The 22,962-nt window shown below is 71.2% G+C and carries 19 protein-coding genes and 1 pseudogene; 4 read left to right on the top strand and 16 right to left on the bottom strand.

Annotated features, from left to right (window positions below):
• Positions 1–191: 191 nt before the first annotated feature.
• Entirely contained in the window at positions 192–3,074 is a 2,883-nt protein-coding gene (topA, locus tag ACFY12_RS24595; protein ID WP_390718044.1) for a type I DNA topoisomerase, read from the bottom strand.
• A gap of 707 nt (positions 3,075–3,781) precedes the next feature.
• Here topA and ACFY12_RS24590 point away from each other — a divergent pair.
• Both ACFY12_RS24590 and ACFY12_RS24585 read left to right on the top strand, forming a co-directional pair.
• A complete protein-coding gene (locus ACFY12_RS24590) occupies positions 3,782–4,120 on the top strand; it encodes a hypothetical protein (protein ID WP_390718043.1) in 339 nt (112 codons plus the stop codon).
• Positions 4,117–4,524 (top strand): DUF2752 domain-containing protein, encoded by a 408-nt coding sequence (locus ACFY12_RS24585; protein ID WP_390718042.1) that lies wholly within the window; start codon positions 4,117–4,119, stop codon positions 4,522–4,524. The genes ACFY12_RS24590 and ACFY12_RS24585 overlap by 4 nt, the downstream gene beginning before the upstream one ends.
• Positions 4,525–4,649: 125 nt before the next feature.
• Here the strand turns inward: ACFY12_RS24585 and ACFY12_RS24580 are convergent, their stop codons facing one another.
• From ACFY12_RS24580 to bldG, 8 genes are all read right to left on the bottom strand, one after another.
• Complete coding sequence (locus tag ACFY12_RS24580) at positions 4,650–5,057, bottom strand: hypothetical protein (RefSeq protein ID WP_390718041.1); 408 nt, start codon at positions 5,055–5,057, stop codon at positions 4,650–4,652.
• A 306-nt stretch (positions 5,058–5,363) separates the two neighbouring features.
• Entirely contained in the window at positions 5,364–5,561 is a 198-nt protein-coding gene (locus tag ACFY12_RS24575; RefSeq protein WP_390718040.1) for a hypothetical protein, read from the bottom strand.
• A gap of 66 nt (positions 5,562–5,627) precedes the next feature.
• On the bottom strand, positions 5,628–7,205 hold the full coding sequence (locus ACFY12_RS24570; protein ID WP_390718039.1) for a methyltransferase: 1,578 nt from the start codon (positions 7,203–7,205) through the stop codon (positions 5,628–5,630).
• Positions 7,206–7,384: 179 nt separating this feature from the next.
• Positions 7,385–7,966: a small secreted protein gene (locus ACFY12_RS24565; protein WP_390718038.1), complete on the bottom strand. Its 582-nt coding sequence runs from the start codon at positions 7,964–7,966 to the stop codon at positions 7,385–7,387.
• A 271-nt stretch (positions 7,967–8,237) separates the two neighbouring features.
• Positions 8,238–10,643 carry a sodium-translocating pyrophosphatase gene (locus ACFY12_RS24560; RefSeq protein ID WP_390718037.1) on the bottom strand — a complete coding sequence of 802 codons (2,406 nt, stop codon included), beginning with the start codon at positions 10,641–10,643 and terminating at the stop codon, positions 8,238–8,240.
• Positions 10,644–11,374: 731 nt separating this feature from the next.
• The gene (locus ACFY12_RS24555; RefSeq protein WP_390718036.1) at positions 11,375–12,271 is read right to left on the bottom strand and encodes an IS982 family transposase; all 897 of its coding nucleotides are present in this window, start codon (positions 12,269–12,271) and stop codon (positions 11,375–11,377) included.
• Positions 12,272–12,325: 54 nt separating this feature from the next.
• Positions 12,326–12,772, bottom strand: a complete 447-nt coding sequence (locus ACFY12_RS24550; RefSeq protein ID WP_390718035.1) for an ATP-binding protein — start codon at positions 12,770–12,772, stop codon at positions 12,326–12,328.
• A 107-nt stretch (positions 12,773–12,879) separates the two neighbouring features.
• Positions 12,880–13,221 (bottom strand): anti-sigma factor antagonist BldG, encoded by a 342-nt coding sequence (gene bldG / locus ACFY12_RS24545; RefSeq protein ID WP_328300060.1) that lies wholly within the window; start codon positions 13,219–13,221, stop codon positions 12,880–12,882.
• Between the two features lie 162 nt (positions 13,222–13,383).
• Here bldG and ACFY12_RS24540 point away from each other — a divergent pair, with 162 nt between their 5' ends.
• Entirely contained in the window at positions 13,384–15,783 is a 2,400-nt protein-coding gene (locus ACFY12_RS24540) for a DEAD/DEAH box helicase (RefSeq protein ID WP_390718034.1), read from the top strand.
• Positions 15,784–15,912: 129 nt separating this feature from the next.
• Here ACFY12_RS24540 and ACFY12_RS24535 read toward each other — a convergent pair.
• From ACFY12_RS24535 to ssd, 7 genes and pseudogenes are all read right to left on the bottom strand, one after another.
• Positions 15,913–16,185 (bottom strand): annotated as a pseudogene (locus ACFY12_RS24535) (Rv3654c family TadE-like protein); the annotation flags it as partial.
• Positions 16,160–16,615 (bottom strand): TadE family type IV pilus minor pilin, encoded by a 456-nt coding sequence (locus ACFY12_RS24530; RefSeq protein WP_390718033.1) that lies wholly within the window; start codon positions 16,613–16,615, stop codon positions 16,160–16,162. The gene ACFY12_RS24530 and the pseudogene ACFY12_RS24535, both read right to left, overlap by 26 nt.
• Positions 16,602–16,919, bottom strand: coding sequence for a DUF4244 domain-containing protein (locus tag ACFY12_RS24525; protein ID WP_390718032.1), 318 nt, complete (start codon positions 16,917–16,919; stop codon positions 16,602–16,604). The genes ACFY12_RS24530 and ACFY12_RS24525 overlap by 14 nt, the downstream gene beginning before the upstream one ends.
• Before the next feature lie 155 nt (positions 16,920–17,074).
• Positions 17,075–17,893 carry a type II secretion system F family protein gene (locus tag ACFY12_RS24520; protein ID WP_390718031.1) on the bottom strand — a complete coding sequence of 273 codons (819 nt, stop codon included), beginning with the start codon at positions 17,891–17,893 and terminating at the stop codon, positions 17,075–17,077.
• Positions 17,890–18,855 carry a type II secretion system F family protein gene (locus ACFY12_RS24515; protein WP_390718030.1) on the bottom strand — a complete coding sequence of 322 codons (966 nt, stop codon included), beginning with the start codon at positions 18,853–18,855 and terminating at the stop codon, positions 17,890–17,892. Before ACFY12_RS24515 ends, ACFY12_RS24520 begins: the two co-directional genes overlap by 4 nt.
• A complete protein-coding gene (locus tag ACFY12_RS24510; RefSeq protein ID WP_390718029.1) occupies positions 18,852–20,078 on the bottom strand; it encodes a TadA family conjugal transfer-associated ATPase in 1,227 nt (408 codons plus the stop codon). Before ACFY12_RS24510 ends, ACFY12_RS24515 begins: the two co-directional genes overlap by 4 nt.
• Before the next feature lie 50 nt (positions 20,079–20,128).
• Complete coding sequence (gene ssd / locus ACFY12_RS24505; protein WP_390718028.1) at positions 20,129–21,379, bottom strand: septum site-determining protein Ssd; 1,251 nt, start codon at positions 21,377–21,379, stop codon at positions 20,129–20,131.
• 503 nt (positions 21,380–21,882) lie between these two features.
• Here ssd and ACFY12_RS24500 point away from each other — a divergent pair.
• Positions 21,883–22,785 carry an HAD family hydrolase gene (locus ACFY12_RS24500; RefSeq protein WP_390718027.1) on the top strand — a complete coding sequence of 301 codons (903 nt, stop codon included), beginning with the start codon at positions 21,883–21,885 and terminating at the stop codon, positions 22,783–22,785.
• Positions 22,786–22,962: the final 177 nt, after the last annotated feature.

The raw sequence follows: 22,962 nt of genomic DNA, 5'->3' as shown, positions 1-22,962 counted from the left end.
CGGCGGGCGCCTTCGGGCGTCCACCCGAACAAGCGGGCGGGATCAAAAGCGAGCGGACGGGATCAGCGGGCGGACTCAAAAGCGAGCGGATGGGATCAGCGGACGGGATCAAAGGCGAACGGGCGGGCTCGGCGGATACGTTCCGCCGAGCCCGCCCGTCCCGCCTGTCCCGGCCGCCCAGGCCGTACTGCCTAGTCCTCGGCCGACGCCGTCGCCGTCGCTGTCGCCGAAGCCGCCGTCTTCTTGGCCGCCGCAGTCTTCGCCGTGGCCTTCTTGGCGGTCGTCTTCTTCGCCGCGGTGGTCTTCGCGGTGGTCTTCTTCGCCGCGGTCTTCTTGGCAGTCGTCTTCTTGGCGGTGGTCTTCTTCGCCGCCGCCTTCTTCGCCGGTGCCTTCTTGGCGGTCGTCTTCTTCGCCGGCCCCTTGGCGCGCTTCTCCGCCAGAAGCTCGTAGCCGCGCTCGGCGGTGATCGTCTCGACGTCGTCGTCCCGGCGCAGCGTCGCGTTGGTCTCGCCGTCGGTGACGTACGGGCCGAACCGCCCGTCCTTGACCACCACCGGCTTGCCGCTGACCGGGTCCGTGCCCAGCTCCTTCAGCGGCGGCTTGGCGGCGGCCCGCCCGCGCTGCTTGGGCTGTGCGTAGATCGCCAGCGCCTCGTCCAGCGTGATGGTGAAGAGCTGCTCCTCGCTCTCCAGGGAGCGCGAGTCGGTGCCCTTCTTGAGGTACGGGCCGTAGCGGCCGTTCTGCGCGGTGATCTCCACGCCCTCGGGGTCCGCGCCCACGACCCGCGGCAGCGACATCAGCTTGAGCGCGTCCGCCAGGGTCACGGTGTCCAGGGACATCGACTTGAAGAGCGAGGCCGTGCGCGGCTTCACCGCGTTCTTGCCGGTCTTCGGGGTGCCCTCGGGCAGGATCTCGGTGACGTACGGGCCGTAGCGGCCGTCCTTGGCGACGATCTCGTTGCCGCTGTCCGGGTCGACACCCAGCACGAAGTCGCCGCTGGGCTTGGCCAGCAGCTCCTCCGCGTACTCCACGGTCAGCTCGTCGGGTGCCAGGTCCTGCGGGACGTCGGCCCGCTGGTGGCCCTCCTCGCCCTTCTCCCCGCGCTCGACGTACGGGCCGTAGCGGCCGACCCGCAGCTTGATGTCGTCGCTGACCGGGAAGGACGAGATCTCGCGGGCGTCGATCGCGCCGAGGTCCTCGACCAGCTCCTTGAGCCCGCCGAGGTGGTCGCCGTCGCCGTTGCCGGCCTCCGCGGCGCCGCCGGAGCCCTCGCCCTCGCCGAAGTAGAAGCGCCGCAGCCACGGCACGGCCTGCGCCTCTCCACGGGCGATGCGGTCGAGGTCGTCCTCCATCTTGGCGGTGAAGCTGTAGTCGACCAGCCGGCCGAAGTGCTTCTCCAGGAGGTTGACCACCGCGAAGGAGAGGAAGGAGGGGACGAGCGCGGTGCCCTTCTTGAAGACATAGCCGCGGTCGAGGATGGTGCCGATGATCGACGCGTAGGTCGACGGGCGGCCGATCTCGCGCTCTTCCAGCTCCTTGACCAGCGTGGCTTCGGTGTAGCGGGCGGGCGGCTTGGTGGCGTGGCCGTCGGCGGTGATCTCCCGCGCGGCCAGCGGGTCGCCCTCGGCGACCTGCGGCAGCCGGCGCTCGCGGTCGTCCAGCTCGGCGTTGGGGTCGTCGGCGCCCTCCACGTAGGCCTTGAGGAAGCCGTGGAAGGTGATGGTCTTGCCGGACGCGGTGAACTCGGCGTCCCGGCCGTCGGCGGACCGCCCGCCGATCTTGACGGTGACGGAGTTACCGGTCGCGTCCTTCATCTGCGAGGCAACGGTCCGCTTCCAGATCAGCTCGTAGAGCCGGAACTGATCGCCGGTCAGGCCGGTCTCGGCCGGGGTGCGGAAGCGGTCGCCGGAGGGGCGGATCGCCTCGTGCGCCTCCTGGGCGTTCTTGACCTTGCCTGCGTAGGTGCGTGGCTTGTCCGGCAGGTAGTTCGCACCGTACAGATGGGTCACCTGCGCCCGGGCCGCGGCGATCGCGGTGTCCGAGAGCGTGGTGGAGTCCGTACGCATATAGGTGATGAAGCCGTTCTCGTACAGCTTCTGCGCCACCTGCATGGTCGCCTTGGCGCCGAAGCCGAGCTTGCGGCTGGCCTCCTGCTGGAGGGTGGTCGTACGGAACGGGGCGTACGGCGAGCGGCGGTACGGCTTGGACTCGACCGAGCGGACCGAGAAGTCGGTGTTCTCGAGGGCGGCGGCGAGCGCGCGGGCGTTCGCCTCGTCCAGGTGGAGCACGTCGCTGTTCTTCAGCTGCCCGTTCGGGCCGAAGTCGCGGCCCTGGGCGACGCGGCGGCCGTCGACGGTGTTCAGGCGGGCGGTCAGCGTCGACGGGTCGCTGGCATCGCCGGCGCGCCCGGTGGCAAAGGTGCCGGTCAGGTCCCAGTACTCGGCGGAGCGGAAGGCGATGCGCTCGCGCTCCCGCTCGACTACGAGCCGGGTCGCGACGGACTGCACCCGGCCGGCCGACAGCCGGGGCATGACCTTCTTCCACAGGACCGGGGAGACCTCGTAGCCGTAGAGGCGGTCGAGGATCCGGCGGGTCTCCTGGGCGTCGACCAGCTTCTGGTTCAGACCGCGCGGATGGGCGACGGCCTCCCGGATCGCGTCCTTGGTGATCTCGTGGAAGACCATCCGCTTGACCGGGACCTTGGGCTTGAGGATCTCCTGGAGGTGCCAGGCGATGGCCTCGCCCTCCCGGTCCTCATCGGTGGCGAGGTAGAGCTCGTCGGACTCGGCCAGCAGCGCCTTGAGCTTCTTGACCTGATCCCGTTTGTCGCTGTTGACCACGTAGATCGGCTGGAAGTCGGCGTCGACGTTCACCCCGAGCCGGGCCCAGGGCTCCCCCTTGTACTTCGCCGGAACCTCCGCGGCGCCGTTGGGGAGGTCGCGGATGTGCCCCACGCTGGCCTCGACCACATAGCCGGGGCCGAGGTAGCCCTTGATCGTCTTCGCCTTGGCGGGCGACTCGACGATGACAAGTCGGCGGCCGCCGCCCTCTGTGGCTTCGCTGGTCGGGGACAACTTCGCTCTTCTCTCCGGTCGACGCTGGGAATGCCCCCGGCCGGACGCCGGGGAGGCACTGCGGTGACGCTTGACGCTGCGGAGTGTGACGGTACCTCCCGCCCCCGTGTCAAACGGAAAAACCCCGCAACGCCACTCGAACGGTAACCCGACTACATGCCTTCATGCCGCCCGGACCGCCTCAGCCGCTTTCCACGGGCCCAGGAGCGGCCGCCGTACAGCCGCTGTACATCCACTGCGAATCATGGCGCGCCGACGGGTTTCGGACGGGTTTCCCGCGTCCGCCCCGGTCATCGGCGGCGCCGCTCCGGGCCCCTACGTACGCCACCGGCGGTTCCGGACAGTGCCGATACATAACGGTCCGTGTGCGCGATGGCGGTCACCTCAATACAGCAGAGTGGCGGTCACCTCGATACGGCTCTCAGCGGCAGCTGCGTCCACCTCGATACGGCAGATGAGCAGACAGGCGGACTGGCAGGATGGGCGGTGCGCGGCTCACCGCCGGCGCGCCGCGCGCCGCCGCCGTCAGCCACTCTCTCGGGGGGGGAACCTCACCCATGGCGCATCAGTACCCCGGACCGCCACCGGAGCAGCCGCCGGGCCCGCACACGCCAGGTCCCTACACTCCGGGTCCCCACGCTTCGGGTCCTCATGCTTCGGGGCCCCACGCTTCGGGGCCCCACACGCCAGGCTTCCACCCGGGCGGGGTGACGTGGTCGCTCGGCGATATCGCGGTGAGCGGCGACACGATCGTGACGCCGGCCGGGTCGATGCCGCTCAAGGGCGCCATATGGACGGCGACGGACATGTCGCGGACGGAGGAGAAGATCCCGGCGCATGCCATCGTGCTCGCCGTCGTCTTCTTCCTCTTCTGTCTGCTGGGGCTGCTCTTCCTGCTCATGAAGGAGCGGGTGACGGCCGGCTTTGTGCAGGTCACAGTGGTCAGCGGTGGCCGGCACCACTCCACGATGGTCCCGGTGCAGTCGCGCGAGCAGGTGATGTTCGTGCTCAACCAGGTGAACTACGCCAGGTCGCTGAGCGCATGAGCACCGCCACTGGCCCGGCCGTGCGGAACCGCACCATCCGCCAGGCATCGGTAACGCTCGGCATCGGTGCGGCTGCCGCCGTCTACCTGTGGCACACCAATCCACACCAGCCCGGGCAGCTGTTGCTCCCGTGTCCGTTCCGATGGGCCACCGGGCTGCTGTGCCCGGCGTGCGGCGGGACGCGGATGGCGTACGACCTGATGCACGGCGATGTCGTGGCGGCGTTCCACGACAACGCCGTGCTGCTCACGCTGGGCGTGCCGGCCGTGGCGTACGCCGCCGGGCGCTGGCTGGCCTCCGGGCTCCGCGGACGCCGGTACCGGCCGGGCCTGACGGCCCGCGGCAACGCCGTGGTGCTCGGCATCGCCGCGGTGTGGATGATCGCCCGCAATCTCGTCGGGTGACGACCGGCCCATAGCGACGACCGGCCCATAGCGACGTCGATCCCGATGTCGCTATGGGCCGGTCGTCGCTATGGGCCGGTCAGCCGACGCTCAGCGGACCGGTCCGTCAACCAGTCCGCCCACGATCAGCGGACGGTGACCTTGACCACCGGCGAAACCGTCGCGCCGGAGGCTATCCGGAGCTCATTGACACCCTTGATGCCGAGCTTGACCCGGACCGAGTACGAGCCGTTCTTGTTGACCGGCGCCTGCGCGGGCAGCGAAACCCACTTCTTGCCCTGCTTCTGCTGAACGCCGACCTTGGTGCCCGCCTTGATGCCCTTGGCCACGCCGGTGATCCGGAACTCCTGCCAGGCCTTGACCGTGGTCGCGCTGGCCTTGGCGGTCAGCGAGGCGGCGGCGGGCTTGGCGGCCGCCGCGACCGGCTTGGCGGCGTGGACGTCCTGCGGTGCGGCGAAGGCTGCGGCCGAGCCTCCGGCGAGCAGGGAGACGGCGATGGCGCCGACGGTGGCGTAGCGAAGTGCACGGTTCATGAGAATTCCTTACGGTGTGTGGGCCGTTGGTGACCTTCACCGAGGAACATGACCGGGAGCCTCCCGCCGTTCCACACACCGCCGCCTATCGGCCAACTGTCGGCCGGCTGTTACAGAACCGTCCGAAAGTGCCCCACAGGGGCGCCGGTACGGGCGTGGCGGTGCGCTCTCGCGAGAGCTTCGGCCGGACCAGGGCCAGGGCCAGGGCGCGCGCAGGGCCAAGGCTTTCGCAGGGCCAGAGCTTTCGCGGGGCCAGGGCTCTCATAGACGTCAGGGCTCTCATGGACGCCAGGCCTCTCGTAAGGACTACAGCGCCACCAGCAGCCCGCACCCCGTGGCCAGGAAGACCACCCCGGCGAGCAGCGCCGCCCCGGTGGCGGCCGGCCGGCTCACGCCGTCGGCGACCGGTGCGCCGGTCCGTACGCAGATGCCCGTCCACACCAGCAGTACGGCACCGAACAGCGCGAACACCAGCCCGGCGAACACCTCGGGTCCACTCTCCATACGGGCAGCGTGGCACCCCGGGACGGCATCCCGGCGAACGCCGGATGAACGCTCAGCCCTCCCCCGTCAGTCCCCCACTCCCACCCCCGCCCCCGGGCCCCCGGCCGCCACCGGCTCCAGGAACCCCTGCTCGACCAGCGTCCGGATCGAGGCCGGCGTACGGTCCCGCAGCAGGACCGGGTCCTCGCCGACGAGCTGGGCGATGGCGTCCAGGATCCGGCCGGCCGGCAGCGAGCCGTCGCACACCCCGGCGAAACCCGCACCGACCGTGTCCACCTTCGTCGCCCGCCGCATTCCGCGGTTCTGACGCAGCACCACATGCTCGGGGTCCTCCGCCCCGGGCAGCCCGACCTGCTCCTGCACCACCTCGTCGGCGAGCCGGAAGTGGCCGGCCAGCAGCGCGGCGTCGTCCGTGGCCCGCAGATAGTCCCGCCGCTCGAAGTGGCGCACCACCACCTCCCCCAGCGGCTGTTCGACCGGATGCGGCCACTCCTCGACGGTGACGGACGGGCTGTCGGACCCGGACTTGCGCAGGGTGATCCAGCCGAAGCCGACGGCCCTCGTCTTCCGTGCCTCGAACTCGTCGAGCCAGGCGTCGTACTGCGCGGCGTACGCCTCCGCGCCGGCCCGGTGGGCACCGGCGTCCCGCAACCACAGCTCGGCGTACTGGGTGATGTCCTGCACCTCGCGCTGCACGATCCAGGCGTCGCAGCCGCGCGGCACCCAGGAGCGCAGCCGTTCGTGCCACTCCTCGCCCGCGACGTGCTGCCAGTTGGCCAGCAGCTGGCAGTACCCGCCGTCGTTGAGGTGCGCGGCCGACTGCTGGACCAGCGTCCGGCACAGGTCGTCACCGCCCATGCCGCCGTCGCGGTAGGTGAGCCGGGCCCCGTCGGCGGGCCGGGGCGAGATCACGAACGGCGGGTTGGACACAATGAGGTCATAGGTCTCGCCCGCGACCGGCTCGAACAGCGAACCCTCCCGCAGATCCGCGGTGCCCGCCCCGGAGAGCGCCAGCGTCAGCGCGGCGATCCGCAGCGCTCGGGGGTTGAGGTCGGTGCCGGTGACCCGGGTCGCGTGCTGGGCGGCGTGCAGCGCCTGGATGCCGGAGCCCGTACCGAGGTCGAGGGCTTTGGTGACCGGCCGGCGCACCGTGATCCCGGCGAGGGTCGTGGACGCGCCGCCGACGCCGAGCACCAGCTCCGAGCGGTCCACGTCCCCGACGCCCCGGATACCGCCCGCGCCGCCGACCGCGCAGCCCAGGTCGGAGACGATCCACCAGTCCTGCCCCTCGGGCCCGCCGTACGGGCGTACGTCCACCGTGGCGCGGACCTCGTCCCCGTCCTGCACCAGCCAGCCGTCGGCGAGGCACTCCGCGACCGGCAGGGCCGTCCGCGCCCGCCGCAGCTCCACCGGGCGCTGTAGCAGGAACAGCCGCACCAGCGTCTCCAGCGGACTGTCGCCGCGGGTCGCCCGCAGCGCGGGGACGGTCTCGCTGCGAGCCAGCGCGGCGTACGCCGACGCGCCGAGCAGGTCCAGCAGCCCGTCGGCGGTGAAGGCGGCGGCCAGCAACGCCGCACGCAGCCGGGCGGTTCGGTCGTGGCTCTCGGGGTCCTGGACATCTGCGGTGGGGAGGTGCGTACTCACATCCCCCATTGTCGGTCCTGCCACTGACAATCGGCGACGGCCCGGCGCCACGCCTCATCTCGGGCGCGTCGCCGGGCCGTCCTGAGCAGCCGGTGCCGGTGCGGTGCGCGCTCCCGGCCGCCGCCCCGCCTACGACTTCCTACTGCTTCCCACTGCTTCCTACTGCTTCCTCAGACTGCCTACGACTTCTTGGGCGTGGCCTTCGGCGCACCGGAGGCGCCCTGGCTCTGACAGCCCGTCTGCTTGGCCATCGCCACGCCGACGTCCCCGGCCTCCAGCTTCTTGAAGGCCGCCTCGCTCTGCTTGTTGAGCTTGTTGATGCCCTTGGACAGGTTCCGCAGGCCGTCCGCGAACTTGAGCTTGTCCTTGACGTCGAGGCCGTTGACCTGCGTCTTGAGGTCCGCGTAGCCCTTGGACAGCGAGTTGAGCTCCTTGACCGCGTCCTTCTGGGCCTGCTCGCCGTTGTCGGTGGGCGGCCCCCCGGCCTTGTCCAGGTTCTTGGCGAGCGCGGCGTAGGCGTCGGAGATCTTCTGGAAGGCCGCCGAGTCTGTCTCCTGGACCTTCTTGGAGTCGGTGTTGCCGCTGTCCGCCGTCTGCATGGCGGCGTTGGCGTCCTGGATCTTCTTGAACTGCGTCTGCGCGGGGTCGCAGAACGACTTCGCCCAGTCGTCGAGCTTCTTGCCCTCGTCCTCGCCGCAGCCGGTCAGCGCGAGCAACAGTGCGGCACCGCCCGACAGTGCAGCCACAAGCTTCTTGTTCACCGGAAGCTTCTTGTTCACCGGATTGGTCCCTTCCATGGCTCTCGGCCCCGGAACATACACGTTCGAAGGGCCCGGCCCCGGGGTCGGGCATCCCGTCCGCCCCTCATTGCAGCCATTTGCATCAAGGGCGGGCCCGAGGCCGTACGACCGCGCGGGCACGCGGAGGGCGGGTGGCCGGCGTCCATGAGTCTGCATGAACGACGGCTTCCACCCGCCCAGTTGAGCGTTCCGCTCTGCCTTCCGGTAGCCGGTCGGCGGCCATCCGGTCCGGTCAGGACGCCACCGCGGTCTCGGCCGACTTGGCGATGTTCTCCTTCTCCTCGGAGTTGCCTTCGTCACCCACGGCGATACCGCGCCGCTTGGACGCGTACACCGCGCCGACGATGACGGCGAGCGCCAGCACCGCGACCCCGATCCGTACGCCCAGACTCTTGTCCTCGCCGTACGAGAACTTGACCACGGCGGGGGCGATCAGCAGCGCCACCAGGTTCATGACCTTCAGCAGCGGGTTGATCGCGGGGCCCGCGGTGTCCTTGAACGGGTCGCCGACGGTGTCGCCGATGACGGTCGCGGCGTGCGCCTCACTGCCCTTGCCGCCGTGGTGGCCGTCCTCGACCAGCTTCTTGGCGTTGTCCCAGGCGCCACCGGAGTTGGCGAGGAAGACGGCCATCAGCGTGCCGGTGCCGATCGCGCCGGCCAGGAACGAGCCGAGCGCGCCGACGCCGAGCAGGAAGCCCACCGCGATCGGGGTGAGGACCGCCAGCAGCCCGGGGGTGGCCAGTTCGCGCAGCGCGTCCTTGGTGCAGATGTCGACGACCCGCCCGTACTCCGGCTTCTCGGTGTAGTCCATGATCCCGGGCCTGTCGCGGAACTGCCGGCGTACCTCGAAGACCACCGAACCGGCCGACCGCGACACCGCGTTGATCGCCAGCCCGGAGAACAGGAAGACGACCGAGGCGCCGAGGACGAGTCCGACCAGGTTGTTGGGCTGCGAGATGTCCAGGCTGAGCCCCATCCCGCTGGCGGCGCTGCCGACTTCCCGTACGGCGGTGGCGATCGCGTCCCGGTAGGAGCCGAAGAGCGCGGACGCGGCCAGGACGGCGGTGGCGATGGCGATACCCTTGGTGATGGCCTTCGTCGTGTTGCCGACGGCGTCCAGATCGGTCAGCACCTTCGCGCCGTCGCCCGTGACATCACCCGACATCTCGGCGATGCCCTGCGCGTTGTCGGAGACGGGACCGAATGTGTCCATCGCCACGATCACGCCGACGGTGGTCAGCAGGCCGGTGCCGGCCAGCGCCACCGCGAACAGCGCCAGCGTGATGGAGGCGCCGCCCAGCAGGAACGCCCCGTAGACCCCGAGGCCGATCAGCACCGCCGAGTAGACGGCGGACTCCAGGCCGACCGAGATACCGGAGAGGACGACGGTGGCCGGCCCGGTCAGCGAGGTCTTCCCGATGTCCCGTACAGGCCGCCGGTTGGTCTCGGTGAAGTAGCCGGTCAGCTGCTGGATCAGGGCGGCGAGCACGATGCCGATGGCGACCGCCACCAGCGCCAGCATCCGCGGGTCGCCGCTGCGGGACAGGAGGGCCGCATCGGTGACGCCGGTCAGGTCGCGGTAGCTGGACGGCAGGTAGGTGTAGACCGCGGCGGCCACCAGGGCCAGCGAGATGGCCGCGGAGATGAAGAAGCCGCGGTTGATGGCCGTCATTCCGCTGCGGTCGCGGCGCCGGGGCGCCACGACGAAGATGCCGATCATCGCGGTGAGCACGCCGATCGCCGGCACCAGCAGCGGGAAGGCGAGCCCGGCGTCGCCGAACGCCGCCGTGCCCAGGATGAGGGCGGCGACCAGGGTCACCGCGTACGACTCGAACAGGTCGGCCGCCATACCGGCGCAGTCGCCGACGTTGTCACCCACGTTGTCCGCGATGGTCGCGGCGTTGCGCGGGTCGTCCTCGGGGATGCCCTGCTCGACCTTGCCGACGAGGTCGGCGCCGACGTCCGCGGCCTTGGTGAAGATGCCGCCGCCGACCCTCATGAACATGGCGATCAGCGCGGCGCCGAGGCCGAAGCCCTCCAACACCTTGGGGGCATCGACCGCGTACACCAGCACCACGCACGACGCGCCGAGCAGGCCCAGGCCGACGGTGAACATGCCGACCACACCACCGGTACGGAATGCGATCTTCATCGCTTTGTGCGCGACCGCCGTAAGATCCCTTTCCCGGTTGTCCCCCTCATCCGGTGTGGCCTCCCGGGCAGCCGCCGCGACCCGCACATTGCTGCGCACCGCGAGCCACATGCCGATATAGCCGGTGGCCGCCGAGAATCCGGCACCGACCAGGAAGAAGGCGCTGCGTCCGGCGCGCTGCGTCCAATTGTCCGCGGGCAGCAGCATGAGCAGGAAGAACACCACGACGGCGAATACCCCGAGGGTCCGCAACTGCCGGGCCAGGTAGGCATTCGCGCCTTCCTGCACGGCCGCCGCGATCTTCTTCATACTGTCGGTTCCCTCGCCGGCCGAGAGCACCTGGCGGACCAGCACTGCCGCGACAGCCAGCGCCGCCAGGGCGACCACGGCGATCACCAGCACGATGCCGCGGTTGCCCGCCGTCAGCGAGGGCCCGGCCAGAAGAGAGGGGGTGTCAAGCATCTGAGGGGTGTAAGGCCCCGCCATTCGTCCTCCTTGACGTTTGGCACATGGGCGCGCGGAAGCACGCTCAGGCGTCCTGAGCTAGATGTGGACGGGATTGTAGGGAGCCCCCGTTGATCAAAACAGGGCGCGTCAAAGGGAATTCGCCGGTAGCGGCGAAGATCAAAAGGCTGACGCCGCACCGAATTCGCCCGGACGAAGGAAAGCGCGGAATTCACTGACCGCGCCACGATGATCTACCTGTCATACTGATCGTCAATTGCCGCCCACTGATCGCTGCTGCTCAACGGCTCGATCCCGGGACGCACGCCACCTGAAGCACGGGTAACACCGGAGCCCCCTCAGCCCCGCCCGCGCCCACACCCCCACCCCACGCCGCCCCACCCACTCCCCCCGACACCCCACGACGGGCCGTCAGACCTCGTCCGGATCACACCACCTGGCCCAGCACCAGAACCCGAACCACCACAGGACACCGCCACACCACATCAGCCCCAGCAGCCTTCAAACACGGCCACGAGCCCCCGAGCCCGCACCCGCCAGCCCGTACGTCTCGGCCGGACGATTCGCCGCTCATAGGCGCGTACGTCGGTCGCCGCTCATACGGTGCTCATAGGTGCGTACGTCGCCGCCCATACGGTGCGTACGCCACGGGAATAACGCCCCCAGCCCGCCTTGTTGCGGCCTACAAGGGGCGCCGACGTCCCCTAGGGGAAGTGTTCGACCGTCCCCTAGACGAGTCTTTCCGAATGCGGTCAGTGATCGTAGGCGGTCAGTGAGCGGCTGACCGCCTGGCTGGTGCGGAAGTTGTGCCAGATCGCAGCGGTCAGTGCGAGGATGCGTTGGGCGATGCGTATGGCGACGCCTTCGCGGGTACGTCCGCCGTGTTGTTCCAGGTCGAGCTGGCCTTTGAGGGTGTCGTTGACCGACTCGATGAGCTGGCGGACCTTCTTGAGCATCAGCTCTGCGGGGCGGGTGGCCTCGCGTTTCGTCGAGGGCCGCAGCAGCGTGATGCCCTGTTCGGACAGGGACTGCTCGAAGGGCTTGGACGCGAAGCCCTTGTCCGTGATCAGCAGCAGGCCGGGGCGTTCGCGCACGAGTGGGGCGTCGACCTCCAGCATCGCCGCCAGCACCTCGAGTTCACCAAGCTTTGGGCTGGCCAGTGCCCACATCAGCGGCATGCCTGATGGGGTGCACACCAGGAACAGGCGCAGTCCCCAGTAGAAGCGTGAGTGGGACGCGCAGTAGCCGTAGCCGGCCCAGCCTGCTACCTCGGAACGCTTGACGGTGGGGCGTGATGTGCCGCAGGGCACCGGCGTGGAGTCGCACAGCCACACGGTGTCGTGCCAGAAGTCGGTGTCCTTGCCCAGAACCCGGATCAGGCGCTTGACCTGCGGCGCCGCAGCCCGCAAACGCTTGTTGTAACCGGCGTCCTGCGGGATGTACGGAAACATTCCCCGATAGTGCACCCGCACATGCCGCAGCCAGCGTGCCTCACTGTGGAAGCCGAGAAGGGCCTGCATCACGGCCAGGCACAGCAACTCCGAGTAGCTCAGCTTCGGCGGCCTGCCCGGAAGCCTGGCAACCCCAGCCCAGTCATCGTCGATCTTCACGTACAGTGCGGTCACGAGGGTGGGTATGTTCGTCGTCACAAACGGATCTTGACCACCCTCGCCTTATGCCCGCAGGCATTTGGAAAGACTCGTCTAGGGGACGACCACGGCCGTTGTCGTCGGCCAGGTCATGCGGATCATCCCGCCCGCCTCGTCGGACGTCACCTCGACGTCGTCGACCAGTCCACTGATGACCGCGAGGCCCATCTCGTCCTCGCCCTCGGGCTCGCCCTCCGCCGGACCCTCGTCGGTCTCGGCGGCGCCGCGCGCACCGGCCGTACCGGAGCCGCCGGGCACCCCGTCGCCCACCTCGATCGAGAACTTCTTCTCGTCCTCGATCAGCACGACCCGTACCGGGTCCGCGATGTCATGGCTCTCGTGCAGCCCTACGGCCCGGCTGCAGGCCTCGCCCACGGCGAGCCGCACCTCGTCCAGCACGGCCTCGTCCACCCCCGCGCGCCGTGCCACGGCGGCCGCGACCAGTCGCGCGGTGCGGACGTGTTCGGGAAGGGCGCTGAAGCGCAGTTCGACGGTGGCCATGCCATCCCCCTCGATATGCGGGCGTGCGACGTAGGGGGCCGGACACCCGTCCGGGACCCCCCACTGCTTCCTCCCCCGCACCGACGGCGCGGGGGACCGGTAAGCCGTCAGTCAGTGGCGTTGACGGCTTCGTCGACCGAGGTGTGAATCGGGAACACCTTGGTCAGACCGGTGATACGGAAGATCTTGAGAATGCGCTCCTGGTTGCAGACCAGGCGCAGCGAGCCCTCATGGGCACGCACCCGCTTGAGCCCGCCGACCAGCACGCCGAGCCCGGTGGAGTCCAGGAAGTCGACACGTTCCATGTCCACCACGAGGTGGTAGCTTCCGTCGTTCACAAGCTCGACCAGCTGCTCCCGCAGCTTGGGCGCGGTGTATACATCAATCTCGCCACCGACCTCGACGACCGTACGGTCGCCGACGGTCCGGGTCGACAGGGACAGGTCCACGGATCCTCCAGCACCTTGCTATCGAGCGGTCGCCCCCCTGGGGCCTCCCCACCGAAGGTAGGGGCGGATCTGGCAGCCGCCATGGCATTCAATCACTTACCGGCAGGCGTGCACGACGCCCTTTGAGCATTGTCCGTCACTCCGGTGACACACTCGGTGCCGATGGCCTCCAATCGACTCCCGCCGGATGCGGGCGCGCGCCCTGCCCCAGGCATGATTCTCGAACGTCTCGCCCGGGGCGCGACCCGCGCTGCGCGCATCACTCATACGGAGCACTTGCCCCCGCGCATCGGCAGCCATGCCGCCTGGCCGGAACGTATCCGCCCGGAAGTGATCGACGCCATCCGTTCGACCGGAATCGACCGTCCCTGGACCCACCAGGCACGGACGTCCGAACACGCGCTGCGCGGCGAGTCGGTGGTCGTCGCCACCGGCACCGCCTCGGGCAAGTCGCTGGCATACCTCGCGCCGGTCCTCTCCACGCTCCTGGACGGCTCCGAGGCGCCCAACGGACGGGGGGCCACGGCTCTGTACCTGGCCCCCACGAAGGCGTTGGCGGCCGACCAGCGGCGCGCCGTACGTGAGCTGGCCGCCCCGCTGGGCACGGCGATCCGGCCCGCGGTGTACGACGGTGACACCCCCGTCGAGGAGCGCGAGTGGGTCCGGCAGTACGCCAACTACGTCCTGACCAACCCCGACATGCTGCACCGCGGCATCCTGCCGTCGCACCCCCGCTGGTCCTCCTTCCTGCGGGCGCTCCGCTACGTCGTGATCGACGAGTGCCACACCTACCGCGGGGTCTTCGGCTCCCACGTCGCCCAGGTCGTCCGGCGACTGCGCCGGATCTGCGCGCGGTACGGCTCCGAGCCGGTCTTTCTGCTGGCCTCCGCCACGGCCGCGGAGCCGGCCCGGGCCGCGGCCCGGCTCATCGGACTGCCCGTGGCGGAGATCACGGAGGACACCTCGCCGCGCGGCGAGTTGGTCTTCGCCCTGTGGGAGCCGCCACTGACCGAACTCCACGGTGAGCGGGGCGCCCCGGTCCGCCGTACCGCCACCGCGGAGAGCGCCGATCTGCTCACCGACCTCGCCGTCCAGGGGGTCCGCACCGTCGCCTTCGTCCGTTCCCGGCGCGGCGCCGAGCTGATCGCCCTGATCGCGCAGGAGCGGCTGGCGGAGGTCGACCGTTCGCTTCCCGGCCGGGTCGCCGCGTACCGCGGCGGATACCTCCCCGAGGAACGCCGCGCCCTGGAACGCGCCCTGCACAGCGGTGATCTGCTCGGCCTGGCCGCCACCACCGCGCTGGAGCTGGGGGTGGACGTCTCCGGCCTCGACGCCGTGGTCATGGCGGGCTATCCGGGGACCCGCGCGTCCCTGTGGCAGCAGGCCGGCCGTGCGGGCCGCTCCGGGCAGGGCGCGCTCGCCGTGCTGGTGGCCCGCGACGACCCGCTGGACACCTACCTCGTCCACCATCCCGAGGCCCTCTTCGACCAGCCCGTCGAGTCGACGGTGCTCGACCCCGACAATCCCTATGTCCTCGCCCCGCACCTGTGTGCCGCCGCCGCTGAACTTCCCCTCACCGAGGCCGACTTCCCGCTCTTCGGGCCGGCGAGCGCCGGACTGATGCCGCAGCTGGAGACGACCGGTCTGCTGCGCCGACGCGCCAGGGCCTGGCACTGGACGCGCCGTGAGCGGGCCGCCGACCTCACCGATATCCGTGGCCAGGGCGGCTCCCCCGTGCAGGTCGTGGAGGCCGGCACCGGGCGGCTGCTGGGCACGGTGGACGCCGCGGCCGCGCACACCACCGTCCACGACGGCGCGGTCCACCTCCACCAGGGGCGCACGTATGTCGTCCAGCACCTTGATCTGGAGGACGATGTCGCCCTCGTCGAGGAGGCCAGTCCGCCGTACTCCACGACCGCCCGGGACACCACCGCCATCTCCATCCTGGAGACCGACACCGCGATCCCCTGGGGCGATGCCCGGCTCTGCTTCGGCTCCGTCGAGGTCACCAATCAGGTCGTCTCCTTCCTGCGCCGCAAACTCATCACCGGCGAGGTCCTGGGCGAGACCAAGCTCGATCTGCCGCCCCGTACGCTGCGCACCCGCGCGGTGTGGTGGACGGTCACCGAGGACCAGCTCGACGCGGCCCGGGTCGGCCCGCAGCAGCTGGGCGGTGCGCTGCACGCCGCGGAGCACGCCTCCATCGGCATGCTGCCGCTCTTCGCCACCTGCGACCGCTGGGACATCGGAGGCGTCTCGGTCCCGCTCCATCCGGACACCCTGCTGCCGACCGTTTTCGTCTACGACGGCCATCCGGGCGGCGCGGGCTTCGCCGAGCGGGCCTTCCATACGGCCGCCGACTGGCTCACCGCCACCCGCGACGCCATCGCCTCCTGTGAGTGCGAGGCGGGGTGTCCCTCCTGCATCCAGTCCCCCAAGTGCGGCAACGGCAATGACCCGCTGCACAAGCGGGGCGCCATCCGCTTGCTGGCCGAACTCCTCCGGGGGGTCCCCGGGGCGGCGGGGTGCCCGGAGGGAGCTCCGGCCGCCCCGGATGCCTAACGGGGTACGCGGCCCGATGGCCGGCCGCAAGGTGGGGATGGGGATGGGGATGGAGATGGGGGTGCCGGGCGGGCCCGCCCGCGCCCTGACGCGCGCCACGTACGGACGGCCGCCCGCCTCGACCGAAACATCCGCGACGGCACCGGTCACCGTGCACCGCACCAGGCGGGTGTGCTGTCCCACCGCCACCCGGCGGGCCACCGCGCACGCGCGGACTGGGCCCTGCACCGCACGGTCCGCCGCGGCCAGTGCGGCCAGGTCCGCGGCCCCGCCCGCCCGGTGGCGTGCGGTGACGGACTGACCCACGGCGACCAGGGCCAGGAAGACCGCGCACAGTGCCGCGGCGGCGAAGACCGTACAGAGCGTCGCCGAGCCGTCATCCCCGTACCGTGTCCTCCGCAAGAGCCACCGCCTCCCCTCGGACCCGGAGCGTCAGCCGTCCCGCACCGGGCAACTCGGCCTCGACTCGTACCCGCACCAGATCGCCCTCCCGGTCCAGCACGATCCGTGCGTCCCGTGGAGCCACCCCTCGCGCCGCGGCGATCACCGCCGTCCGGGCTTCCGACCGCGCCGCCGCCCGCGCCCCGGCCCGTGCCGCGTCCACGCACTCGATACGGGCACAGATCGCCATCAGCCCCCAGATGAGCGCCGCGACGACCACCAGCACTACGGGCATGACCATGGCCGTCTCCGCCGTCACAGATCCGGCGTCACGTGCGGCCCGCGGGATGCCTCGGGCGCATGGGCCGACGCCGCCCTCGCCGTTGCCCAGGCCCTCGCCCATGCCCTCGCCGCTGTCCCTGCCCTTGCCCTTGCTGTCAGACCTGGGCATGGAGCGCCCGCTCGAGCAGCGACTGCAGCATCTCCTTGACCACCGGGCTCGTCACGAGCTTGTACAGCACCAGGGCCAGTGCGCATGCCGCGAGCGTCACCATGGCGTACTCCGCCGTCGCCATCCCCCGGTCGTCGGCCGTCGCCCGGCGCAGCCTCGTCCACCACCGTCGGTACCGTGCGCACATTCCGGTGCCCGTCATCCCCGCGTTGGCCATCACCGCGCCGGCCATTCCCGCGCTCGCCTCTCCGGCCTTTGTCATGCCGTTCCCAGCCCTCACGTTCATCTCGTTCATTTCACTCATCTGATTCCTCGTCATCTCGCCCCTCGTCGTCTCGTTCCTCGTCATCTCGTTCCTCGCCATCTCGTCCTCCGTTCCGCCGGCCCTTCACCGGCTTGGCACACGCTTCGTCCACAGATCAGTTACGTCGGATCAGTTACGCGGATGAGTTACGCGGATCAGCCACGTCCCATCAGGGCGCCGGCCAGGCCGATCAGCACCGGGACCAGCCCGAGCACCAGGAAGGCCGGCAGAAAGCACACCGTCAGCGGGAGGGTGACCAGCACCCCGGCCCGCCGGGCCCGTGCGGCCACCGTTCTGGCCTGCTCAGCCCGGAGTTCGGCTGCGACGCGGGAGACCGGATCGACGGCCGGAACCCCGGCTGTCGCGGCGCGCTCCATACAGCGGGCCAGCCCCTCGGCCCCGGGGAGGGCGGCCAGTTGCGGCCATACGACGGCTGGATCGCCGCCCAGCCGGAGCTCCGCCGCCACCTGGCGAAGCCGTTCTGCGACCGGGCCGTCGAGTGCGCGGCCCACCGCCTCGGCGGCCTCCCGTGGACCGGCCCCCGCGGCGAGGCATGCCGCCAGCAGGTCGCCGGCCGGCGCCAGTTCCGTGCGTATCCGCCCGGCCGTCAACCGCGCTGCCTCCGTACGCTGTTGGTGACGCAGCCAGCGGTACGCACCGAGGCCCGCGGCGAGTCCCGCGAGGACACCGGGCACCCCACCGACGAGGATGGTCGCGAAACCGGCTGCCGCCAGGGGCAGAGCCCAGGCCTGTGGCCCGCCGCCGCCCTGTCCACGACCGTTCCGCTCATGACCGTTCCGGCCACGACCGCCCCGTCCGCCAACAGCCCGTCCGGCACCGGTGCCGCATACCGCCGGCACCCGTCGCCGTACGGTCCGCTCGCGGTACCGCTCCCGTACCAGCGCCAGGGCCCACACCACCGCCAACAGGGCGGCGAGCGCCATCCCCACCCTGTGGACAACTTCCCCACTCATGCCGCTCCCGCTCCCTCTGTACCTTCCGCGCCTTCCGCGCCTTCCGCTTGCGCGACGATCCGGGCCGTCCAGACCATCCCGCCCCACTCCAGGAGCCCACCGGTCACCAAACAGACCCAGCCGACCGGCGTGTGCAGCAGAACCCGCAGCGGGGCAGCACCCAGTGCGCCGCCCATCAGGAGTCCGCCCGCCGGAAGCAGCGCGAGCATCAGCGCGGTGGCCCTCGGGCCCGCCAACTGGGCTTTGAGGTCTTCGCGTTGGTCTCGCCGGGCACGGAGGCCGGCCGCGATCCGTTCCAGCCCGGAGGCGAGTCCCGCGCCGCCCTCGACCGCCACCTGCCAGCACGCCGCCACCCCGGTCAGGCCCGCGGCGCCTGGCAGCCGTGCCGCGGCACGCAGCGCCCCGGGAACGTCTCCTCCGTAGCGCGCGGCCGCCATCAGCGCCACGCCCGCCGTTCCGAGATCCGGTGCCCCTGTGGCGAGCAGGGCCTGGGCCGGCTGCCGGCCGGCCCGCAGCTCGCCCGCCACTGCCGCGCAGAGCCTGATCACCGCCGCGGTCCGCCGGTCCCGGGCCCGCTCCGCCGCACGGTCGGCCAGCCGACGCCGCACGACGTACCCGGCCACCGGTGAGGCGAGCAACGGCAGCACGGACTCGCCCAGCACCCCCAGCACCAGCCCCGCCGGCAGGCACCAGACCTCTCGCCCGAGGCCGCCTGGCCCGCCTGGCCCGCCTGGGATCCTTCGCGATACGGCTCCCTCTTCGGCCGCCCGACGCGACCACCGCTTCCGCGCCCCCTCGCCCGGCAGCCGCTCCCGCCACCCCTCCGGCCGGTGCTCACCACCGCCGCCCCCGAGGAGCGCCCGGGCTCGGCGCCGCGTCTCGCCCCGCCCAGCGGCCGCCAGCCGGACCGCGGCCCCCGCGCAGAACACCGCGGCCGACAGCGCCAGCCCGGCCCCGCTCACCGCAGCTCACCCCCGCCCCGCTCGCATAGTTGCCTCAACCGCCCCCAGCCGCGCCCCTCTTGGAATCCGACCGGGCTCCAGACCGCGGCCGGAACGGTCACCACGAAGCCGTCCCGGTCCCGCTCCAGCACATGGAGCTCGGCGATCCGGCGCCGACCGGCCCGGTTGCGTACGACATGCAGCACCACCGACAGTGCGGCCGCCAACTGGCTGTGCAGCGCGGCACGGTCCAGGCCCGCGGCCGATCCGAGCGCCTCCAGACGGGCGGGGACATCGCATGCGGCGTTGGCATGGACCGTGCCGCAGCCGCCCTCATGGCCCGTATTGAGCGCGGCCAGCAGATCCGTGACCTCGGCGCCGCGTACCTCGCCGACCACCAGCCGGTCCGGGCGCATCCGCAGCGCCTGCCGTACGAGATCCCGTAGCGTCACCCGGCCGACGCCCTCCTGGTTGGCGGGGCGGGTCTCCAGTCGGACGACATGGGGGTGGTCCGGCCGCAGCTCCGCGGAGTCCTCGGCGAGCACGATCCGCTCGGCCGGGCCGACCAGGCCGAGCAGTGTGCTGAGGAGAGTGGTCTTGCCCGCGCCCGTGCCGCCGCTGATCACGAACGACAGCCGGGCCGCCAGGATCGCCTTGAGCAGCCGGTCGCCGCCCGGCGGGACCGTCCCGGCCGCCACCAGCTCGGCGAGGCCGAAGGCGCGCGGCCGCAGCACCCGTAAGGACAGGCAGGTCCCGGCGACCGCGACCGGCGGCAGTACGGCATGCAGCCGGGTGCCGTCGGGGAGCCGGGCGTCCACCCACGGCCGGGCGTCGTCCAGCCGCCGGCCGGCCACCGCCGCCAGCCGCTGGGCGAGTCTGCGGACTTCGGCCGCGTCCCGGAAGCGGACGTCCGTACGTTCCAGGCCAGCGCCGCGGTCGACCCACACCTCGTCCGGTGCGGTGACGAGCACATCCGTCACATCCGGCGCGGCCAGCAGCGGCTCCAGCGGCCCACTGCCCACCATCTCGGACCGCAACGCGGCCACCACGCCCAGCACTTCGGCATCCCCCAGCAGTCGGCCTTCCTCGCGCAGCGCCACCGCCATCCGGGCCGGTGTCGGCTCCGCCCCGCTCTCGGCCAGCCTTCGGCGCACCACGTCCAACAGGTCCTGCCCCGGCCCTCGGCTCGTATCCAGCCGCCGCGCCGTAGCCGGCCGTCGTGTCGCATCCAGCCCTCGCGTCATGCCCGTCCCCCGTGTCGTTCCGATTGCCTGCGTCGTTCCCGTTCCCTGTGTCATGACCAGCCCCCGTCCCGGCCTTCCGCCCGGCGACCGGCCGCACCGGCCGCACCGGCCGCACCGGCCGCACCGGCCACCGAGCCCTCACCCACCGCCGAGCCCGTACCGTGAGCGGCTCCCTCCGCTTCCCCACTCCCCTCACGGCCCTCGCCCGCCCCGGCCCGTGCCCAGAACTCCATGCAGAACCGCGCCAGCGGGCCCCGCATCCGCGCTCCCGGTGGAACACCGCGCGACAGATCCGCCGACAGGCCGGTCTCCCAGGGCAGTTCACCGGCCAGGGGCAGGTCCATGAGGCGGGCGATATCGGCCGGGGGCAGGCCGTGGCCATGCCGTTCCGGGGCGGCACGGGCCACGACGCGGAGGTCCGTGAGCACCCGCTGTACGCCGACGGCCGCCCGTTGGGCCGCCGCGACCGCGCGCAGTTCCGTGGGGACGAGCAGCAGACCCACGTCCACCTGGGCCAGCGCCTCCGCCGTCGCCTCGTCGACCTGGCGGGGCAGGTCAACCACCACGACGCCGCCACGCCGGCGGGCCGCGGCCATGACCGCGCGCATGGCGGGCGGCGGGATGGCCACATCGGAGCCCCGGTCCCAGCTGAGCACCCGCAGGGAGTGCAGCCGGGGCAGTGATTCCTCCAGGGCGGCGCAGGCCACCCGGCCGCGCGATTCGGTGAAAGCCGGCCAGCGGAGCCCCTTCTCCTTCTCACCGCCCAGCAGGACATCCAGGCCGCCGCCCAGCGGATCCGCATCGACGAGCAGGGTGCGCCGGCCCGTACGGGCGGCGGTGACGGCCAGCGCGCCGGCCAGGGTGCTCGCCCCGGCGCCGCCGCGGCCGCCGATGACGCCGACGGTCAGGGCCGGCGGCCCGACGCCCTCGACCGCGTCGGCGATCCGGTCGACCAGCCAGTGTTCGCCCTCGGGGAGGGCGAGGACCCGCTCGGCCCCGATGGCGACGGCCTGGCACCAGGGCTCACGGTCGTCCGTGTCCGGCCCGATGAGGATGACGCCCGGCCGACGCGATGCGCCGTGCAGGCGGTGTGCGCAGTCGTCCCCGACGATCACGAGGGGGGCTGCCCGCCAGGCGCCCGTATGGGCCGGCAGGCCCGGTGCCGCTTCGGGCAGAGTGCCGGCCGCGGCGCACAGCCGCAGCAGATCGTCGAGGAGGCGCTCGTCCTCGGTGATGATCAGTGGTCCGCCGCGGTTCTCGCCGCTCCGTGCCGGTCGCGCCGATCGTGTGGTCGCCGCCATGTTCCGTCCCCCTGTCGCTGCCTGGCTCGCTCCTCCGCGAGCACGCGGACTTTTACGATGCAGCGATCGGGAAATCCGAGTGGATCTTGATTCGAATCTGTGGACAACTTCGCGACTGTGGATATCCCCGTCACCTATTCCAGCGACGGGCGGCCCCTTCTGGGGCAGAAGAGAGGGCCGTGCGGGGCTCGTCCGTGAAGCTCCCGGGAACTCATGAGGAGGGTTCCCCAGAGCAGCATGTTGACTACCATGGGTAACCAAAACGGAACGCCCGCGACGACGGTGCCGCGCGGGCGAGAAGAGCGATTGACCGGCGTCCGGCGGCGGGACATGCGCCCGGACATGCGACGACCCCCGCCGGGGGGGAGAGCGGGGGTCGTCCCCACGGCCGGCTCGGGGGGGGAGGAGCCGGACCGGGTTAGCACGGTCGCGAACGATCCGTGACTTCCATGGTGTACCCGAGAGCCTTCTCAGGCAAACCCACGCGCCACACCTTACGCCGAATGGTGGGCGCCTATGCTCGCCCCGTGGAAAACCACTCCGTGCCTCACTCGACTCCCCGTACCGCCGCGTTCTTCGACTTGGACAAGACCGTCATTGCAAAGTCGAGCACGCTGACCTTCAGCAAGTCGTTCTACCAAGGCGGCCTGATCAATCGGCGGGCCGTCCTGCGCACCGCGTACGCGCAGTTCGTGTTCCTCGCCGGCGGCGCCGATCACGATCAGATGGAGCGGATGCGTGAATATCTCTCCTCGCTGTGCCGCGGCTGGGATGTGGCCCAGGTGCGGGAGATCGTCGCCGAGACTCTGCACGATCTGATCGACCCGATCATTTACGACGAGGCGGCCTCGCTCATCGAGGAACATCACGCCGCCGGACGGGATGTCGTCATCGTCTCCACATCGGGCGCCGAGGTCGTCGGACCGATCGGCGAGCTCCTCGGCGCCGACCGCGTGGTGGCCACCCGTATGGTCGTCGGGGCGGACGGCCGCTTCACCGGAGAGGTGGAGTATTACGCGTACGGACCGACCAAGGCGGAGGCCGTCCGGGAGCTCGCCGCGTCCGAGGGATATGACCTCGAACGCTGCTATGCGTACAGCGATTCGGCGACCGATGTCCCGATGCTTTCGGCGGTCGGGTACCCCTTCGCGGTCAATCCGGACCGGGCGCTGCGCCGCGAGGCGGTGGCGCGGGGGTGGCCGGTGCTCTCCTTCAACCGCCCGGTCCCGCTCAAGCAGCGGCTGCCGGCACTGCCCTCGCGCCCGGCCCTCGCCGCCATGGCAGCGGTGGGCGCGGCCATGGCCACCGCGACGCTGGTCTGGTACGCGAGCCGCCGGAAATCCACAAAGGTGCGCCTCGGCGGTATTGGCCGTAAGCGGGACACCGCCCGTAATGCCCGCGTTTGAAGCCAAACGTAAAGATCTGTGGCCCAGGGTTCCGCTTCCCCGGCACGAGGAGTACAAAGGACTTGACGGCCCGCGTGACCAAGGACATCCGAGAGGAACACCTATAACGCAGCAAGTGGCCCACGGACCGATGCATGAATGCCAGGCACCCACGCGACGCCGACCCGTCGATTACGG

The sequence above is a fragment of the Streptomyces sp. NPDC001339 genome, from assembly GCF_042895955.1.
Lineage (GTDB): Bacteria > Actinomycetota > Actinomycetes > Streptomycetales > Streptomycetaceae > Streptomyces.
The sequence above is the reverse complement of the archived record's forward strand: the minus strand, read 5'-3'. Positions and strand labels throughout refer to the sequence as shown.

Bases quoted from the DNA above. Each gene is read 5' to 3' on its own strand.
- ACFY12_RS24585 (WP_390718042.1), top strand. From the start codon at position 4,117: ATGAGCACCGCCACTGGCCCGGCCGTGCGGAACCGCACCATCCGCCAG.
- ACFY12_RS24580 (WP_390718041.1), bottom strand. From the start codon at position 5,057: ATGAACCGTGCACTTCGCTACGCCACCGTCGGCGCCATCGCCGTCTCC.
- ACFY12_RS24575 (WP_390718040.1), bottom strand. From the start codon at position 5,561: ATGGAGAGTGGACCCGAGGTGTTCGCCGGGCTGGTGTTCGCGCTGTTC.
- ACFY12_RS24560 (WP_390718037.1), bottom strand. From the start codon at position 10,643: ATGGCGGGGCCTTACACCCCTCAGATGCTTGACACCCCCTCTCTTCTG.
- ACFY12_RS24550 (WP_390718035.1), bottom strand. From the start codon at position 12,772: ATGGCCACCGTCGAACTGCGCTTCAGCGCCCTTCCCGAACACGTCCGC.
- ACFY12_RS24540 (WP_390718034.1), top strand. From the start codon at position 13,384: ATGGCCTCCAATCGACTCCCGCCGGATGCGGGCGCGCGCCCTGCCCCA.
- ACFY12_RS24530 (WP_390718033.1), bottom strand. From the start codon at position 16,615: ATGCCCAGGTCTGACAGCAAGGGCAAGGGCAGGGACAGCGGCGAGGGC.
- ACFY12_RS24525 (WP_390718032.1), bottom strand. From the start codon at position 16,919: ATGAGTGAAATGAACGAGATGAACGTGAGGGCTGGGAACGGCATGACA.
- ACFY12_RS24520 (WP_390718031.1), bottom strand. From the start codon at position 17,893: ATGAGTGGGGAAGTTGTCCACAGGGTGGGGATGGCGCTCGCCGCCCTG.
- ACFY12_RS24510 (WP_390718029.1), bottom strand. From the start codon at position 20,078: ATGACGCGAGGGCTGGATGCGACACGACGGCCGGCTACGGCGCGGCGG.
- ssd (WP_390718028.1), bottom strand. From the start codon at position 21,379: ATGGCGGCGACCACACGATCGGCGCGACCGGCACGGAGCGGCGAGAAC.
- ACFY12_RS24500 (WP_390718027.1), top strand. From the start codon at position 21,883: ATGGTGGGCGCCTATGCTCGCCCCGTGGAAAACCACTCCGTGCCTCAC.